Here is a 15,740-nt window from a genome sequence, read left to right on the forward strand (position 1 = left end):
CTCGGCAGCGCTGATGCGCTCCCGAGGCCCTGTCGGCGCCCGTTCGGGTCAGGCGGCCGACCATCCTCCATCGCTGGCGAGGGTGACGCCGTTGACGTTCACGCCGTCGTCACTCAGTAGGAAGGTGATGGATGCCGCGAGGGCGTCGGCCTCGACGGGGTCGGGGAGGATCGCCATCGCCGCGCGCACGCGCTCGGCGCCCAGCGGCGAGGCGAACTTCGCCTCGATGTTGGTGATCGTCGCTCCCGGCGCCACGGCGTTGCAGCGGATGCCGCTCGGGCCGTACATGAACGCGGTCGACTTGGTGAGCCCGACGACGGCGTGCTTGGACGCCGTGTAGGCGGCACCGGCTGCCGAGCCGCGCAGGGCTGCTTCGGAGGCGGTGTTGACGATCGAGCCGCCGCCCTGCGCGAGCATGGTGGGGATCACGGCGCGCATGAGCTTCATGGTGCCCGTGACGTTGATCGCGATGACGCGGTCCCAGACGGCATCGGTCACGTCGCCGACCGGCGTCATGTCGTCCATGATGCCGGCGATGTTCGCGAGCCCGTCGATCGTGTCGCCGGCGGCCTCGATGATGCGGGCGATGCCGGCGTCGTCGGTGATGTCCGCGACGATGGGGGTGATGTCGGCCCCCGGGTGCTCGGCGACGAACTCGTCGAGGCGCTCCTGGCTGACGTCGACGGCGATGACCCGACCGCCCTCGCGGGCGACGCGCGACGCGGTGGCGCGGCCGATGCCGGAGCCGGCGCCGGTGACGATGTGGGTCTGTCCCGTGAAGCGGCCCTGGTCGAGGCGCTCGGTCCACTCGCGCAGCGGCACGGTGGGTGCGGCGTCGGTCTCCTCGGTGACCTCGACGGCCGGGACGACGCCCTCGGGGACCTCGCCGGCGGCGGCACGGCGGACGAGCTCGTCGAGCATCTCCTGGGTGAACGAGCCGCGGCTCAGCTTGATGAGGCGCTTGATCGCCAGGCGCTTGACCGGCTTGAACACCTCCGGCGTCTGACCGCCCTGAGCGAGCATCTCGGAAAGGATGGCGTGGCCGGCCGGGTCGGCGAGCCAGTCGGCGATTGCGGAATCGCCGGTGAGTGGTGCAGTGGCCATGATGGTTCCCCTTCTACCGGACAAGTGTGTCCGGTACTAACGTATACCCGTGGACATGGAAGCGGAAGCACCCCGTAAGACCAACCGGGGGCCGGCCGCCGGGCCGGAGAACCGCCTGGCTCTCCTGCGGGCCGCCCGCGAGGTCTTCACCGAGTCCGGACTGTCGGCGCCGTTCTCCGCCGTGGCCAAGCGCGCCGGCGTCGGGCAGGGGAGTTTGTACCGCCACTTCCCCGATCGCACCGCGTTGGCGGCGGCCATCTTCGAGGAGAACGTCGCCGAGATCGAGGCGTTCCTGGCCCCCGAGGAGCGCACCCTCGATGACCTCCTCGACGTCATCGTCGACCAGGCCGTCGTCTCCACCGCGCTCATCGACCTCACAGTGGGCAACCGCCATGATCCCGCCGTCATCGCCCTCGGCGCCCGCTTCCACGACGTGGTCGAGCGCCTCCTCGCCCGGGAGCGGGCAGCGGGTCGCGTCGGCGAGCACGTCGACACCGCCGACATCATGATGGCGGCGGGGATGCTGGCGGGGGAGCTGGCCCGCACCGACGAGGCCGAGCGTGCCGGGACGTCGGCCCGGGCCCGGCGGCTGTTCCGGCGCGCGTTCGCGGCCTGAGCCGGCCGGGTGCCCCGTTGCGCCCGGCCGGCCCAGCCCGGCCCGCTCCACCCGCGCCCGACCGTCACGAGTGCAGGAATGCCAGCAGCACCTCGTTGACCTCGTCGCCGTGGGTCCACAGCAGTCCGTGCGGTGCGCCCTCGATCTCGACGTACGTGGCATCGGGCAGCAGCTCCCGGAAGCGCCGGGCGGTGGCATCGATCGGGAGGATGCGGTCGGCGGTGCCGTGCACGATGAGGGCGGGCACGCCGATCTGCGGGATGTCGGCCCGGAAGTCGGTGGGCCAGGTGAGCGGGGCTGCGGCGATGGCGGTGTTGCCGGCCTGGTTGGCCACCGCGATGCTCGCATCGACCGCCTCCTGCGAGATGCGCTCGCCCAGCAGATCGTCGAGGTTGTAGAAGTCGCGGAAGAAGCCGCCCACGAACCCGTAGCGGTCCGCGCGCACCGCGTCGGCCGTCCCGCGGAAGAACTCCGCCGGCGCCGCGCCCTCGGGGTTGTCGTCGGTGATCGCCAGGAACGGCTCGAGCGAGCCGAGGAAGGCGGCCTGCGAGACGCGGGCGGCGCCGTAGCGGGAGAGGTAGCGGGCCACCTCGCCGGTGCCCATCGAGAAGCCGACGAGCGTGGCATCCTCGAGGTCGAGCTCCTCCATCAGCGCGTGCAGGTCGGCCGCGAAGGTGTCGTAGTCGTAGCCGGAACCGGCCTTGCTCGACGCGCCGAAGCCGCGACGGTCGTACGCGATCACGCGGAAGCCGGCCTCGAGCAGCACGGCCTGCTGCTTGGTCCACGATTCGCCGTTGAGCGGGAACCCGTGGATCAGCACGACCGGACGGCCGGTGCCCTGGTCGGTGTAGTAGAGGTCGATGTCGGCAGAGTTCTCGGTCGCCACGGTGATGTACGCCACGGTGTCTCCTCGCGCCGCGGGGGACGGATGCCGCGGCTCACGAAGACGGTAGAACGCATCGTTCCCCGCGCGCCAGGGGTTGCGCGGGGAACGAGGCGGGTGGATGCCGAGACTCAGGCGTCGCGGGCGGGGCCTCCCGACGGTGCCACGGTGAAGATGTGCGGTGCGGCGAAGCCGGCGGTGTCGAAGGCGCGCGTCACGGCATCGGTCACCGCCGCCACCCGGTCGTGCTCCACGAGCGCGATCGCGGAGCCGCCGAAGCCGCCGCCGGTCATGCGGGCCCCGAGGGCGCCCGCGGCGACGGCCGCCTCGACGGCGGTGTCGAGCTCGGGGACCGAGATCTCGAAGTCGTCGCGCATGGAGACGTGCGAGGCGTCGAGGAGGCCGCCGATCGCGCGGGGTCCGTCGGTGCGCAGCGCCTCGACGGTGTCGAGCACACGCTGGTTCTCGGTCACGACGTGGCGCACGCGCCGGAAGGTGACGTCGTCCATCAGCTCGCGGGCGCGGTCGAGGTCGGCCACCGACACGTCGCGCAGCGACGGCACGCCCATGATCGCGGCACCCTGCTCGCACGATGCGCGGCGCTCGCCGTAGCCGCCGGTGGAGTGGGCGTGCTTGACGCGCGTGTCGATGACGACGAGTTCGAGCCCGGCCGGCGCGAAGCCGAGGTCGATGACCTGGGTCTGGAGCGTCCGGCAGTCGAGGAAGATCGCGGCGTCGGGCTGGCCCAGCGTCGAGGCCATCTGGTCCATGATGCCGGTGGGGGCGCCCACCGCCTCGTTCTCGGCGCGACGGCCGACCTGGGCGAGGGTCGCCCCGTCGAGGGCGAGGTCCCACGCGGCCGACAGCGCGGCGGCCGTTGCGCCCTCCAGCGCGGCCGACGACGACAGGCCGGCGCCGACCGGAACGTCGGAGGCGAAGGCGAGGTCGACACCCGTGACCGCATCGGCGGTGAGGGCGGCGGCGTGCAGCAGCGCCCAGGCGACGCCGAGCGGGTAGGCCGACCATTCCGGCACCCGCAGGTCGCCGTCGCTCGGGAAGAGTGCGTCGAGGTCGGCGAGGGCCACCTCCACCGGCACCGGGTCGAAGGTCGACACGACGCGGATGTTCCCGTCGGTGCGCGTGCCGAGGGCCACGTGGGTGCGGTGCGGGGTGGCGAACGGCAGCACGAAGCCGTCGTTGTAGTCGGTGTGCTCGCCGATGAGGTTGACCCGGCCGGGCGCCGACCAGATGCTGTCCGGCTCGTGGCCGCTCAGCGTGGCGAACAGGTCGCGGGCGGCGCGCACCGAGGATGCGGCAGAGGGCTCGGTCACAGGGACACTCCTTCGATGGCGGTGCGCAGCCGGTCGGCGGCGACTTCGGGGGGCACGTCGCCGATCCACGCGCCCATGGCCGCCTCGCTGCCGGCGAGGAACTTGAGCTTGTCGGCGGCGCGGCGAGGGCTCGTCAGCTGCAGGTTGAGGCGCACGGTGTCGCGGCCGTGGCGCACCGGGGCCTGGTGCCACGCGGCGATGTACGGCGTCGGGGAGTCGTAGAGCGCGTCGATGCCGCGCAGCAGGCGCAGGTACATCGGCGCCAGCTCGTCGCGCTCGGCATCGGAGGTCTCGCTGAAGTCGGCCACGTGGCGGTGCGGCAGCAGGTGCACTTCCAGCGGCCAGCGTGCGGCGAACGGCACGAACGCCGTCCAGTGCTCGCCGCTGAGCAGCACCCGTTCGCTGCCCCGCTCGAAGTCGAGGATGCGCTGGAAGAGATCGGGCGCGGTGCGGTCGATCGAGTCGAGCAGCCGGGTCGTGCGCGGGGTGATGTACGGGTAGGCGTAGATCTGGCCGTGGGGGTGGGGGAGGGTGACCCCGATCGCCTCGCCGCGGTTCTCGAACGGGAACACCTGCTCGACGCCGGGGAGCGCGGACAGGGCGGCGGTGCGGTCGGCCCATGCCTCGATCACGGTGCGGGCGCGCGTGACCGACTGGGTCCCGAAGGAGCCGGAGTGCTCGGGGCTGAAGCACACCACTTCGCACCGGCCGACGGAGGAGCGGGTACGCCCGAGCCCCAGGTGCTCGAGGTCCTCGATGCCGCGCGGCGGGTCGGTCGCTGCCGGTGCATCGCCGTGCGCCTCGGCGAGGGCCGGGCCGAAGGAGGGGGACTTGTTCTCGAACACCGCGACGTCGTAGCGCGACGGGATCTCCGACGGGTTGGTCGGGGTCTGCGGCGAGAGCGGGTCGAGCTCGGCCGGCGGGAGGAACGCGCGGTTCTGCCGGGAGGCGGCAACCGAGATCCAGTCGCCGGTGAGGATGTCCTGACGCATCGTGGCGGTCGCCGGGCGCGGGTCGAGCGTGCGGGCATCGACGGCGCGCTCGGGACCGAGCGTCGTGTCGGGGTCGTCGAAGTAGATGAGCTCCCGGCCGTCGGCCAGTCGCGTGGGACGTTTGACGACACCGGCACCGAGGGTGACGGCGGCGAGGTCGTGCTGCTCTGGCATGTTCACGTCAACATGCTACGTCGGCGGCTGTGTTATCGTCAACATCACCTGGTGAGAGAGGATGCCGTGGCCCACGACCCGATGGCGGATCCCGAGCGTTCCGGCGGCGCGCCCGTTTCCGCGCGCCGGGTGTCGATGCTCGACGTCGCTGCCCGGGCGGGCGTCTCTGGGCAGACGGTGTCGCGGGTGGTCAACGACAGCCCGCGGGTCGATCCCGCCACCCGGGAGCGGGTGGAGCAGGCCATGGCCGACCTCGGCTACCGCCCGCACCGCGCGGCACGGGCGCTGCGCACCGGGCGCACCCAGACGATCGGCCTCGTCGCGACGACGCTGGCCACCATCGGCAACTCCCGCATGCTGCAGGCCGTCGTCGAGGCGGCCGCGGCCCGCGGCTACGCCGTCACCGTCGTGACGCTCGATGCGGCATCCGGTATCGGCGACGCCTTCGCGCGGCTGCGCGACCAGGGGGTCGACGGGGCGATCGTGCTGAACGAGGCCACCGCCGTCGTGCGCGACGCCACGGCGCCCCAGGGCCTGGCCCTCGTCGTCGTGGACTCACCGCCCGACGATCGGTTCGCCGTCGTCGGCACCGACCACGCCGAGGGCGCACGTCTGGCCACCGAACACCTGCTGCGGCTCGGTCACGACACGGTATGGCACCTGGCCGGACCCGAGCCGTCGTTCGCGGCGGGGGAGCGCGAGCGCGGGTGGCGTCAGGCGCTCCGGGATGCCGGTCGCCCGGTGCCGCCGCCGGTGCGGGGGGATTGGACCGCGGCATCCGGCCGGGGCGCCGCTGCGGCGTTCGGCGGCGACGTCACGGCCGTCTTCGCCGCCAACGATCAGATGGCGCTGGGGCTGCTGCGCGCCCTCGCGGACTCCGGCCGGCCCGTGCCCGAGCGGGTCAGCGTCGTCGGGTTCGACGATGTGGCCGATGCCGCCGACTACCGGCCGCCGCTGTCGACGGTGCGTCAGGACTTCGACGCGCTGGGCGCCGCGGCGGTGACGGCGCTCGTCGGAGCCATCGAGGGCACGATCGAGGGCGCCGGCCACGCACCGGCGCTGCTGCCCGCCACGCTCGTGGTGCGCGACAGCACCGCGCCCCCGCCGGCGCGCTGACCCCCGCGCGCACCGCGGCGTCGCGAGCGTAGGCAAGGGGCCGAGCGTAGGACGTTTGCGGTGGCATCCGTCCTACCGTCGCCACATCTCCTACGCCCGCGACGCGCGAGGGCGCCCCGCGCGGGGATCAGTGCGCGGGATGCCGGTGGGTCAGTCCGCGGCCCGGCGGGCTTCCCAGCCGGTGCGCACCATCTCGTCGACCGAGTAGCGGTTCTCCCACTGCAGGTCGCGGGCGGCCAGCTCGCCGGTCGCGACGATGCGGTCGGGGTCACCCGCGCGGCGCGGGGCGATCTCGGGCGTGAAGTCGATGCCGGTCACGCGCGCCATGGCATCCATGATCTCGCGCACCGACAGGCCGTTGCGCGACCCCAGGTTGTACGCGGCCTCGACGGGCTCGCCGGCAGCCAGGCGCTCGGCGGCCACGACGTGCGCCGCGGCGATGTCGGCGACGTGCACGTAGTCGCGCACGTTGGTGCCGTCGGGGGTGTCGTAGTCGTCGCCGTTGATGCGGGGCGTGCGGCCCTCGATGAGCGCCTCGAACACGAGCGGGAACAGGTTGTGCGGGCTGGTGTCGTACACATCGCGGTCGCCGGAGCCGACGACGTTGAAGTAGCGCAGCGACGTGTGCCGCAGCGGCTTGTCGGTGTCGGCCGTGGCGACGGCCTGGTCGCGCAGCAGCCACTCGCCGATCAGCTTCGACTCGCCGTAGGGGGACGCCGGGCGCTTGGGGAGGTCCTCGGTGACGAGCTCGACGTCGGGGGTGCCGTAGACGGCTGCCGACGAGGAGAACACGATCTTGTCGACGCCCGCATCGGCCATCGCCTGCAGCACGACGCGCGTGCCCTCGACGTTCTGCTCGTAGGTGTGCAGCGGCCGGGTCACCGAGACGCCGGCGTACTTGAAGCCGGCGACGTGGATGACACCCTCGACCTCGTGCTCGCGCAGGGTCTGGGTGACCAGCTCACGGTCGAGGATCGTCCCCTGCACGAACGGCACCCCCTCCGGCACGAACGACGCGTGGCCGCTGGAGAGGTCGTCGATGACGACGGGGTCGAGGCCCGCCGAAGCGAGCGCGCGGACGACATGGGCACCGATGTAGCCGGCACCGCCGGTGACAAGCCAAGACATGACTCCATCCTGCCGGATGCCGTCGCGCGCGTCCGACCTCGGCTACTCGACCTCGTGTCCCAGATCGGGACGCGCGACGAAGCGGGCAGTGGCGTCGGTGAGCGCTTCGAGCTCGACGATGACGACCTCGTTGCGCCCGGCGCGGGTGACCGGGCCCGGCACGTAGAGCGTGCGCTGCGGGCCGCGGCGCCAGTAGCGGCCGAGGAAGAACCCGTTGACCCAGGCGAAGCCCTTGCCCCAGCCGGCGGTGTCGAGGAAGAGGTCAGCCGACGCGTCGAGGTCGAATGCTGCGCGCAGGCCCACCGGCCCTGCGGCGCGGCCACCGGCCACCGGTGTCGCCACCGCGGCGTCGGCCACCGCCCGTCCGAGCGCGGGAACGTCGAAGGTGCGCACGTGCCACGGGCCCGCGAGGGGCTCGCCGTCCAGACGAACGTCGCCGACGAGGCCCTTGGGTTCGCCGATCTTGGTGTCGTAGTTGACGCGGCCGGTCTCCTCGACCAGCAGGCGCAGGCGGCGTCCGGCCGGGAGTGCCAGGGCGAGGTCGCCGACGGTGCGCTGCAGGATGCCGACGGGCCGGGAGTCCACCGACACCCACGCGTAGTCGCGCACGTCGGCGTCCAGCACCCGGGTGCGGTCGATGTCGACGGATGCCGCGTACTCGGCCAGCACCAGGTCGGGGCCGAGCTCGTCCAGCGTCGGCGGGGTGTCGAACTGCCCGCGGTCGGTCGCGACGAGGGGCAGCGGGTCGCCGACCGATTCGAGCGCCACCTGCAGCACGGGGGCGTCGACGGGCTCGGGGAGCGGCTCGTCGGGCACCGGGGCGTGCTTGGCGATCACATCGCGGAAGGCGCGGAACTTGCTGGTGATGTCGCCGGACTCGGTGATGGGGGAGTCGTAGTCGTAGGAGGTCACCAGCGGCAGGTAGCGACCGGAGTCGTTCGCCCCGTTGGTGAGGCCGAAGTTCGTGCCGCCGTGCACCATGTAGATGTTCACCGACGCGCCCGCCGCGAGCAGCTCGTCGAGGTCGCGCGCGGCATCGGCGAAGGTCGTCGTGTGGTGCTTCTCGCCCCAGTGGTCGAACCAGCCGCACCAGAACTCCATGCACATGAGTGGGCCGGTCGGCTGGTGCTCGCGCAGGGTGGCCAGGCGCTCGCCGATGCGGGAGCCGAACGATCCGGTCTTGTGCAGACCCTCGTGCGCGCCGCCTTCGAGCATGTGCGGGATGGGCTGGTCGACCTGCGTGAGCGGCACCGTGATGCCGGCCGCGCGGGTGAGGCGGATGAGCTCGGCGAGGTAGGCCTTGTCGGCGCCGTACGCGCCGTACTCGTTCTCGATCTGCACCAGGATGACGCTGCCGTCCCGGTCGATCTGGCGGGGCGCCACGATCGCGTTGATGCGGTCGAGGAAGCTCGTGACGGCCGCGAGGTAGCGGGGATCCGAGCTGCGCAGCTTCATGTCGGTGTCGGCCGTGAGCCAGGTGGGGAGACCCCCGTTGTGCCACTCGGCGCAGATGTAGGGACCGGGTCGCACGATGGCGTGCAGGCCCTCCTCGGCGACGAGGTCGAGGAAGCGGCCGAGGTCGAGGCCGCCGGCGGCATTCCACTCGCCCTGCACCGGCTCGTGCGCGTTCCAGGCGACGTAGGTCTCGATGGCGTTCAGGCCCATGAGCTTGGCCGTGCGCAGGCGGTCGCGCCACAGGTCGGGGTGCACCCGGAAGTAGTGCATCGCACCCGAGATGATGCGGTGGGGTTCGCCGTCGAGGAGGAAGTCGGTCTCGCCGATCTGGAAGCGGGAAGTCATCGTTCCAGCCTATCCAGCAACCGTTTTCCCCCTGCGCGGCGCCGGGCCGTGTCAACTCGGTGTCGGGTCAGCGCAATCGCAGCCCGAGACCGTCGTGCGCCACCTCCGTCGCCCGGCCGCCGGCGATCGCCACGGGGGAGGGGCCTTCGAGGGCGCCGAGGGCACCGAAGCCGGCATCCTCCACGTCCTCCACGAGTGGTTCCGCGGCGCCGGGCGCCGTCGGAAGGCACAGTGCCAGCTGCCCCGACAGCTCGGGGAGCAGGTGCGGATGCAGCGCCGCGCCATGACCGGCCGCGAGGTCGGCGATGCGCAGGAACGGCGTGATGCCGCCGACGCGCACGATGTTGGGCTGGACGATCTGCGCCGCACCGGCGCGCAGGTACTCCGCGAACCGGTAGCCGGTGTGCAGGTTCTCGCCTACCGCGATCGGCACGCCCGATGAGGCGGCCAGGCGCCGGGCGAGCTCGGTGTGGCCGGCGAGGTCGTCGGCCCGCAGCGGCTCCTCGATCCACGCCGGCGTCACGGCGGCGAGGGCGTCCAGCGCCCGCGTCGCCCGGTCGAGGTCCCACCGCTGGTTGGCGTCGATCATGAGGGCGCGGTCGGGGCCGATCACCTCGCGCACGGCGCGGAGGCGTTCGAGGTCTTCGGCCACGTCGGGCTTGCCGACCTTGACCTTGACGGCGTCGAACCCGGCAGCCACCCAGCGCTGCGCCTGGGCGACGAGGTCCTCGAGTGGGTAGTGCAGGTTCACGCCGCTGCCGTAGGCACGCACCGCGCAGCGGCGACGGCCGATCAGGTCGGTGAGCGAGCCGCCGGCTGCGCGCGCGGCGGCATCCCACAGTGCGAGATCGAGCCCCGCGAGCGCGATCGTCGTGAGGCCCCCGCCGCCGGCTTCGTGCAGGTGCTCCCACATGCCCTGCCACGCCTGCCCGGGAGCGGCCGGGCGGCCCACGGCGGTCGCGGCGATGTCGTGCTGCAGGAGCGCCTGCACGGCCTCGGCACCGATCTGCGGCGTCCAGGAGAACCCCCAGCCCTCGGCGCCGTCGCTGCGCACGACGCGCGTCGCGATGACCCCGATGCTCGTCACGTCCGCACCCCAGGGCCGGGTGAGCGGCACGCGCACGAGCCGGGAGTGCAGCCCCGCGATGGTGGTCACACCAGCGCCCGTCCTGCGGCGAGGATGTCGGCCAGCCGTGCCTCCTGCGCCGGCGTCGGGTCGACCAGGGGGGCTCGGACGCCCCCGACGGGCGTGCCGCCGAGGCGGAGCCCCGCCTTCACGAGAGACACCCCGAACCCGGGCGTCTCGTCGCGCAGCGCCACCAGCGGCGCGTAGAACCCGTCGAGCAGCTCCCGGCGCCGGGCCTCGTCGCCCTCGATGTACGCCCGGTAGTAGGCGTTGGCGACCTCGGGGGCCATCGCGAACGCGGCGGAGGAGTACAGCGCAATGCCGATGCCGCGGTAGGCGGCCTGCGTGAGTTCGGCGGTGAGCAGCCCGTTGAAGAATGCGAAGTCCTCGCGCCCGGCACGTGCGACCGCGCGCACGATGAGCTGGGCGGCGCCGATGTCGCCGACGCCGTCCTTGAATCCGACGACCTTCGGGTTCTCGGCGAGGCGGCGCATCGAGTCGGCGGTGAACTGGGCGTTCGCGCGGTGGTAGACGATCACCGGCAGGTCGGATGCCGCGGCGATCGCCTCGACGTACGCGACGAGCCCTGCCTGCGGCGCCCCCACCAGGTACGGCGGCAGCACGAGGAGGGCATCGGCGCCGGCATCGGCGGCGTGGCGGGCGACCTCGAGCGCGTGGCCGAGTGGACCGCCCGCGCCCGCGACCACCGGCACCGCGCCGGCGACGGCGGTGACGGTCGTGGCGACCACGGTGGCCGCCTCACCGGCGGACAGCGCATGGAACTCGCCCGTGCCGCACGAGGGGAAGACTCCGCCGGCGCCGTGGGCGAGTCCGGTGGCGACGTGGCCGGCCAGCAGGTCGGCGTCGACGTGGCCTGCGGCGTCGAACGGGGTGACGGGGAAGAAGAGGATGCCGTCGAAGTTCATGCGGGAACGTCCTTTCGGGGGCTGTCGGCGGCGTCCGCCGCGGCGAGCTCGGTGCGCCAGGTGTGCTGCGGTCCCCAGCCGAGCAGCCGCCGCGCCTTGGCGGTGGAGAAGGCGGGAGCGGTGCCGGTGAGGCCGGCCGCGACGTCTTCGGTGCCGGGGAAGAACCGCGGGATGAGGTCGGCGAGGGGTGCGCGGGCCAGGGCGTCGTCGGCGCCGACGAAGAACGTCTCGCCGTTGGGGATGTCGCCGAGGGCCGCCAGCAGCGTGTCGACGAAGCCGGCGACGTCGCGGGCGTCGACGTAGTTGAACACCGCGGGGGCGGAGAGCGCCGGATCGTCGAGGCGCTCGCGCACCGTGTGACCCTGCTGGGTGGGAGCGCCCGCCCACTCGTCGGGGGTCAGCACGTAGCAGGGGCGGAACGCGGCGTACCGCACGGCATCGCCGGTCTGGCGCTGCAGCATCGCGAGCGTCTGCTCGATGAGCAGCTTCGACAGCGCGTAGGCGTTCCAGGGGCGCGGCGGCGTGCGCTCGTCCAGCGGCAGCCGGTCGGGAACCCACCCGGTCGGGGCGCCGTAGCCGAGCACGGTGGGGCTCGAGGCGGCGACGATCCTGGGGATGCCCGCAGCGACCGCGCCGCCGAGCACCGAGAGGGCGAGCGTGGCGTTGGCGCGCATGATCTCGTGCTCGGGTGCGCTGAAGGGCACCGCGATCGCCGCCAGGTGCACGACCGCGTCGGCACGCGCGTCGGTGAGGGCTGCGCGCGTGGCATCCGCGTCGCCGAGGTCGATCGCGCGCTGCTGGACACCGGCCTCGTCGAGGGCGGGCACCGTATCGCGGTCGAGGGAGAGCACGTCGTGACCGGCGGCTGCGAGCCACGACGTGAGGCTGCGGCCGAGCCGGCCGGCGCCGCCGGTGACGACGATGCGACTCACGGCGCCTCCGCGGCGAGCAGGCGGATGCCGAGGTCGCCGACCCGCACCGGCATCCCGGTCTCGAGCGAACGGTTGCCGGCGATGCCGACGGCGATGGAGCGCACGCCGTCGCGCCAGTCGGCGGGCCGGCCCAGCGCGTCTTCTCCCGGCCCGGCGAAGACGTCCGACAGCAGCAGCGCGTCGCCGCCGCCGTGGCCGCCTGCGGCGCTCGTGATCGGCACCTCGTACGCCGCCTCCCAGTGCCGCTGCACGAGCAGGCGCTCCCCCTGCGGGCGGAGGGATGCCGTGTCGCCCGCGGCCACGGCGCTGGGGTCGAGCACGGGGTGCAGGCCCTCGTCGGCGAGAACGGCGCCGCGCTCTGTGACTTCGAGTTCCGCGCGGCCGAGGGTGCCGTTGACACCGACGCGGTACCCCTCCCACGGGGAATGGGCGTTGAGCGAGTACGACAGCGTCGCGCCGCGGGAGTAGTCCACGACGAGGGCCAGGTTGTCCTCGATCGTGATGCCGGGGCCGAAGACGTCGCGGTCGCGCAGGTACCCGTCGTGCTCCTCGGCGTCGAGGTAGAGCGCGGCCAGGCGCGGGTCTTCGCGCAGGTCGAGTTCGAACGGGTCGTGTGCCCCCTCGTGTGTGCCGCGCGCGGGCCGTGGGCCGAGACCGCGGGCGGCGGCGTTGTCGGCGCCGTAGAAGCGCAGCCCACCCGAGGCATACACCCGCCGCGGCTCCTGCTGCAGCCACCAGTTGACGAGGTCGAAGTGGTGGCTGGACTTGTGCACCAGCAGCCCGCCCGAGTGCTCCTTCTCGCGGTGCCAGCGGCGGAAGTAGTCGGCGCCGTGCTTGGTGTCCAGCAGCCACGTGAACTCGACCGAGGTGACCTCCCCGATCGTGCCGTCCTGGATGATGCGGCGCAGCGCGCTGTTGCGCGGTGAGTACCGGTAGTTGAAGGTCAGCACGACCTCCCGGCCGGTGCGCTCGACGGCATCCTCGATCGCCGCGGCACCGGCGGCGTCGATCGTGAGGGGCTTTTCGACCACGACGTCCGCGCCCGCCTCGAGCGAGCGCACGATGAGCTCGGCGTGCAGGTCGTCGCGCGCGCACACGATGACGCGGTCGATGCGCTCGGCGGCGATGAGGGTCTCGAGGGCGTCGGGGTGCCACACGCCCGGCGCTGCGGCGCCGCGGGACACCGCGCGATCGGCGGCGTAGGCCGCACGCACCGGATTGGGCTCGACGATGGCCACGAGCTCGGCGCCACCGGCGTGCTCGCCCGTCATCGCGTCGACGTACATCTGCGAGCGGTGGCCGGCGCCGAGCAGGGCGTAGCGGGTCTTCGACATTGGAGCCTCACGTCAGGAAACGCTTTCAGGAAACGTTTTCTGACCCTAGCACGCGCACCGGACGGGCGACAGGATGCCGCCTCAGCGGGCGGCGGGACCGGTGCTGGCGCGGGCGACGAGCCGGGGTTCGAGCGACACTGCGGCATCCGCTTCGCCGCCCTCGAGCTGAGCGCGCATCGCCGCCCACGCCCGCGCGCCGAGATCGGCCGTCGGCACCGCCGCGGTCGTGAGCGGCGGGGTCGTGTACCGCGCGAACGGGATGTCGTCGCAGCCCGTCACCGACAGGTCGGCCGGCACGCGGATGTCGGCCTCGGCGAGGGTGGACAGCAGTCCCATCGCGACGAGGTCGTTGAAGGCCAGTACGCCGGTGGCCCCCGTCGCCGTCACCGCCTCGCGTGCGGCGGCGCCGCTGTCGAAGTCGGCGCCGCCCGGCACGATCGCGATCTCGAGGCCAGGGTGCCGCTCGAGGGCATCGGCGACGGCGGCGCGCCGCTCGGCGTCGGCCGCGCTGCGGGGCGGGCCCGCGAGGTAGGCGAGCCGGCGGTGCCCGAGGCCGTGCAGATGGTCGATCAGCCCGCCGAACGCCGTGCGGTAGTCCGCCGCGACGACGGGCGTGCCGTGCTGCGGCGGCCGGTTCACCACGACCGCGGGGGTGAGGGTGGGAAGCAGTGCGGCCAGCTCGGCGTCGCTCATCCGCGGCGCGCACAGCACGACGCCGTCGGTGCGCCGGCGTGTCTGGGTGGCCAGCACCGCCTCCTCGTCGACCTGCTCGGCGGAGTCGGCGATGAGCACGTGGTAGCCGTCGTCGGCGGCGGCGCGGCTGAGTCCGCGCAGGATCCCCACGAACGTGGGGTTCTCAAGATCGGGTACGACGACCGCGATGGTCTGCGTGCGACCGAGCACGAGGCTGCGGGCCAGTGGGCTCGCGGTGTAGCCGAGGGCCAGCGCCGCCGCGCGCACGCGCTCGGCGAGCTCGGCGTCGACGGTGGCGTTGTCGTTCATGACGCGTGACACCGTCGACAGGGATACCCCCGCCTGCCGGGCGACGTCGGTGATGGTCGTCCTGCCAGGTGTTCTCGCCATGTGCGGCATCCCTTCCGGGCCGCGGCCCCGGAGCCATACTATGGCGAGAAATCGTTTTCCAGCGGTCTTCGGCCGCGTGACCCGTGAGGTGCCCATGCCGTCTGCCCCCGATCGCCGAGTCAAGCAGCAGCGCGTCGCGCGCGTGCGGGTGGATGCCGGTGGCGCGGCGCTCGTGCTCACCTCGCACGAGGCGGTGTCGTGGTACCTCGACGGGGTGCGCACCCACGTGTCGCTCGCGGGGCCGCCCGTGCTGGCGGTGCGCATCGACGACGACGGCGACACCCTGTTCGTCGCCGACAACGAGGCCGACCGGCTCGTCGCGGAGGAGCTGCTGCCGGATGACGCCACCCGTCTCGTGCGCGTTCCCTGGCAGACCCCGCCGGCCGAGGCCGCCGCCGCGCGGTCGACGGCCGCTCCGGCTCTCGGGGAGAGCGCCGTCGCGTCCGCGCTGCGCGCCGCGCGGGCGAGCCTGCTGCCGGGGGAGCGCGACCGGTACCGGGCGCTCGGGCGGGCGACGGCCGAGGCGATGACCGATGCCGCCTCGAGCCTGGACCCCGCCGACACCGAGCGGCACGCAGCGGCGACGCTCGCCGCGGCGCTCGTGGCGCGCGGCATCGACCCGCTCGTGATCCTCGTCGCCGGCCGGTCGCGTCTCGCACACCGGCATCCGCTCCCCACCGATGCGCCCCTCGGCGACCGGGCGATGCTCGTGGTCTGCGGTCGCCGCCACGGACTCATCGCCAACGCGACGCGGTGGGTGGGCGCGGCGGGACCTTCCGATGAGCGCATCCTCGCGGTCGAGGCGGCGTTCCTCGCCGCCACGCGGCCGGCGCAGTCGCTGGCGACGGCGTTCGCGGTGGGATGCGCCGCCTACGGCGCGAGCGGCTTCGACGCCGACGAGCGGCGTCGCCACCACCAGGGCGGGCCCACCGGCTACGCCGGCCGCGACCCGCGGGCGACCGCGGCGACCCTCGACGCGATCGTGGAGCACCAGGCGTTCGCGTGGAACCCCAGCGCGCCCGGGGCGAAGGTCGAGGACACGGTGCTCATCACTGCGACCGGCGTGGAGGTTCTCACCGTCGACGCCCGGTGGCCGGCCGTGATGCATGCCGGGCTCCGCCGCCCCGCATCGCTGCCGTTCGGCTGACGCGGTCACGGGATCCGCCGCAGCAGATGCGGTGCGCCGGTCGCGTGG

General features: G+C 73.3%; 14 protein-coding genes. 3 read left to right on the forward strand and 11 right to left on the reverse strand.

Annotation, left to right across the window (positions count from 1 at the left end; genetic code table 11):
* Positions 1-48 precede the first annotated feature (48 nt).
* Positions 49-1,104, reverse strand: a complete 1,056-nt coding sequence (locus tag ACFVR6_RS02510) for an SDR family NAD(P)-dependent oxidoreductase (protein ID WP_386958502.1) — start codon at positions 1,102-1,104, stop codon at positions 49-51.
* A gap of 55 nt (positions 1,105-1,159) precedes the next feature.
* Between ACFVR6_RS02510 and ACFVR6_RS02515 the strand changes: the two genes are divergently transcribed.
* Positions 1,160-1,720, forward strand: a complete 561-nt coding sequence (locus ACFVR6_RS02515) for a TetR family transcriptional regulator (protein WP_386958827.1) — start codon at positions 1,160-1,162, stop codon at positions 1,718-1,720.
* Positions 1,721-1,784: 64 nt separating this feature from the next.
* Here ACFVR6_RS02515 and ACFVR6_RS02520 read toward each other — a convergent pair whose 3' ends face one another.
* The 3 genes from ACFVR6_RS02520 to galT all read right to left on the reverse strand — a co-directional run bounded on the left by ACFVR6_RS02520 (position 1,785) and on the right by galT (position 5,100).
* Positions 1,785-2,621 (reverse strand): alpha/beta fold hydrolase, encoded by an 837-nt coding sequence (locus tag ACFVR6_RS02520; RefSeq protein ID WP_386958504.1) that lies wholly within the window; start codon positions 2,619-2,621, stop codon positions 1,785-1,787.
* Between the two features lie 113 nt (positions 2,622-2,734).
* Positions 2,735-3,934 (reverse strand): galactokinase, encoded by a 1,200-nt coding sequence (gene galK / locus ACFVR6_RS02525; protein ID WP_386958506.1) that lies wholly within the window; start codon positions 3,932-3,934, stop codon positions 2,735-2,737.
* Positions 3,931-5,100 carry a galactose-1-phosphate uridylyltransferase gene (gene galT / locus ACFVR6_RS02530; RefSeq protein ID WP_386958829.1) on the reverse strand — a complete coding sequence of 390 codons (1,170 nt, stop codon included), beginning with the start codon at positions 5,098-5,100 and terminating at the stop codon, positions 3,931-3,933. The genes galK and galT overlap by 4 nt, the downstream gene beginning before the upstream one ends.
* 135 nt (positions 5,101-5,235) lie before the next feature.
* Between galT and ACFVR6_RS02535 the strand changes: the two genes are divergently transcribed.
* Positions 5,236-6,216 carry a LacI family DNA-binding transcriptional regulator gene (locus ACFVR6_RS02535; protein WP_386958831.1) on the forward strand — a complete coding sequence of 327 codons (981 nt, stop codon included), beginning with the start codon at positions 5,236-5,238 and terminating at the stop codon, positions 6,214-6,216.
* Positions 6,217-6,366: 150 nt separating this feature from the next.
* Here ACFVR6_RS02535 and galE read toward each other — a convergent pair whose 3' ends face one another.
* The 7 genes from galE to ACFVR6_RS02570 form a co-directional block, all read right to left on the reverse strand.
* Positions 6,367-7,344 carry a UDP-glucose 4-epimerase GalE gene (gene galE / locus ACFVR6_RS02540; RefSeq protein WP_386958508.1) on the reverse strand — a complete coding sequence of 326 codons (978 nt, stop codon included), beginning with the start codon at positions 7,342-7,344 and terminating at the stop codon, positions 6,367-6,369.
* A gap of 42 nt (positions 7,345-7,386) precedes the next feature.
* Positions 7,387-9,144 (reverse strand): glycoside hydrolase family 35 protein, encoded by a 1,758-nt coding sequence (locus tag ACFVR6_RS02545; RefSeq protein WP_386958510.1) that lies wholly within the window; start codon positions 9,142-9,144, stop codon positions 7,387-7,389.
* Between the two features lie 67 nt (positions 9,145-9,211).
* Positions 9,212-10,300 (reverse strand): mandelate racemase/muconate lactonizing enzyme family protein, encoded by a 1,089-nt coding sequence (locus tag ACFVR6_RS02550; RefSeq protein WP_386958512.1) that lies wholly within the window; start codon positions 10,298-10,300, stop codon positions 9,212-9,214.
* Entirely contained in the window at positions 10,297-11,196 is a 900-nt protein-coding gene (locus ACFVR6_RS02555) for a 5-dehydro-4-deoxyglucarate dehydratase (RefSeq protein ID WP_386958514.1), read from the reverse strand. The genes ACFVR6_RS02550 and ACFVR6_RS02555 overlap by 4 nt, the downstream gene beginning before the upstream one ends.
* Positions 11,193-12,128, reverse strand: coding sequence for an NAD-dependent epimerase/dehydratase family protein (locus tag ACFVR6_RS02560; RefSeq protein ID WP_386958516.1), 936 nt, complete (start codon positions 12,126-12,128; stop codon positions 11,193-11,195). Before ACFVR6_RS02560 ends, ACFVR6_RS02555 begins: the two co-directional genes overlap by 4 nt.
* Positions 12,125-13,462, reverse strand: a complete 1,338-nt coding sequence (locus ACFVR6_RS02565; protein WP_386958518.1) for a Gfo/Idh/MocA family protein — start codon at positions 13,460-13,462, stop codon at positions 12,125-12,127. Before ACFVR6_RS02565 ends, ACFVR6_RS02560 begins: the two co-directional genes overlap by 4 nt.
* 81 nt (positions 13,463-13,543) lie before the next feature.
* Positions 13,544-14,545 (reverse strand): LacI family DNA-binding transcriptional regulator, encoded by a 1,002-nt coding sequence (locus ACFVR6_RS02570; RefSeq protein ID WP_386958520.1) that lies wholly within the window; start codon positions 14,543-14,545, stop codon positions 13,544-13,546.
* Positions 14,546-14,639: 94 nt separating this feature from the next.
* Here ACFVR6_RS02570 and ACFVR6_RS02575 point away from each other — a divergent pair, with 94 nt between their 5' ends.
* Complete coding sequence (locus ACFVR6_RS02575) at positions 14,640-15,692, forward strand: M24 family metallopeptidase (protein ID WP_386958522.1); 1,053 nt, start codon at positions 14,640-14,642, stop codon at positions 15,690-15,692.
* Positions 15,693-15,740: the final 48 nt, after the last annotated feature.

Origin of the sequence: Microbacterium sp. NPDC058021 (assembly GCF_042885955.1) — a bacterium.
GTDB lineage: Bacteria > Actinomycetota > Actinomycetes > Actinomycetales > Microbacteriaceae > Microbacterium.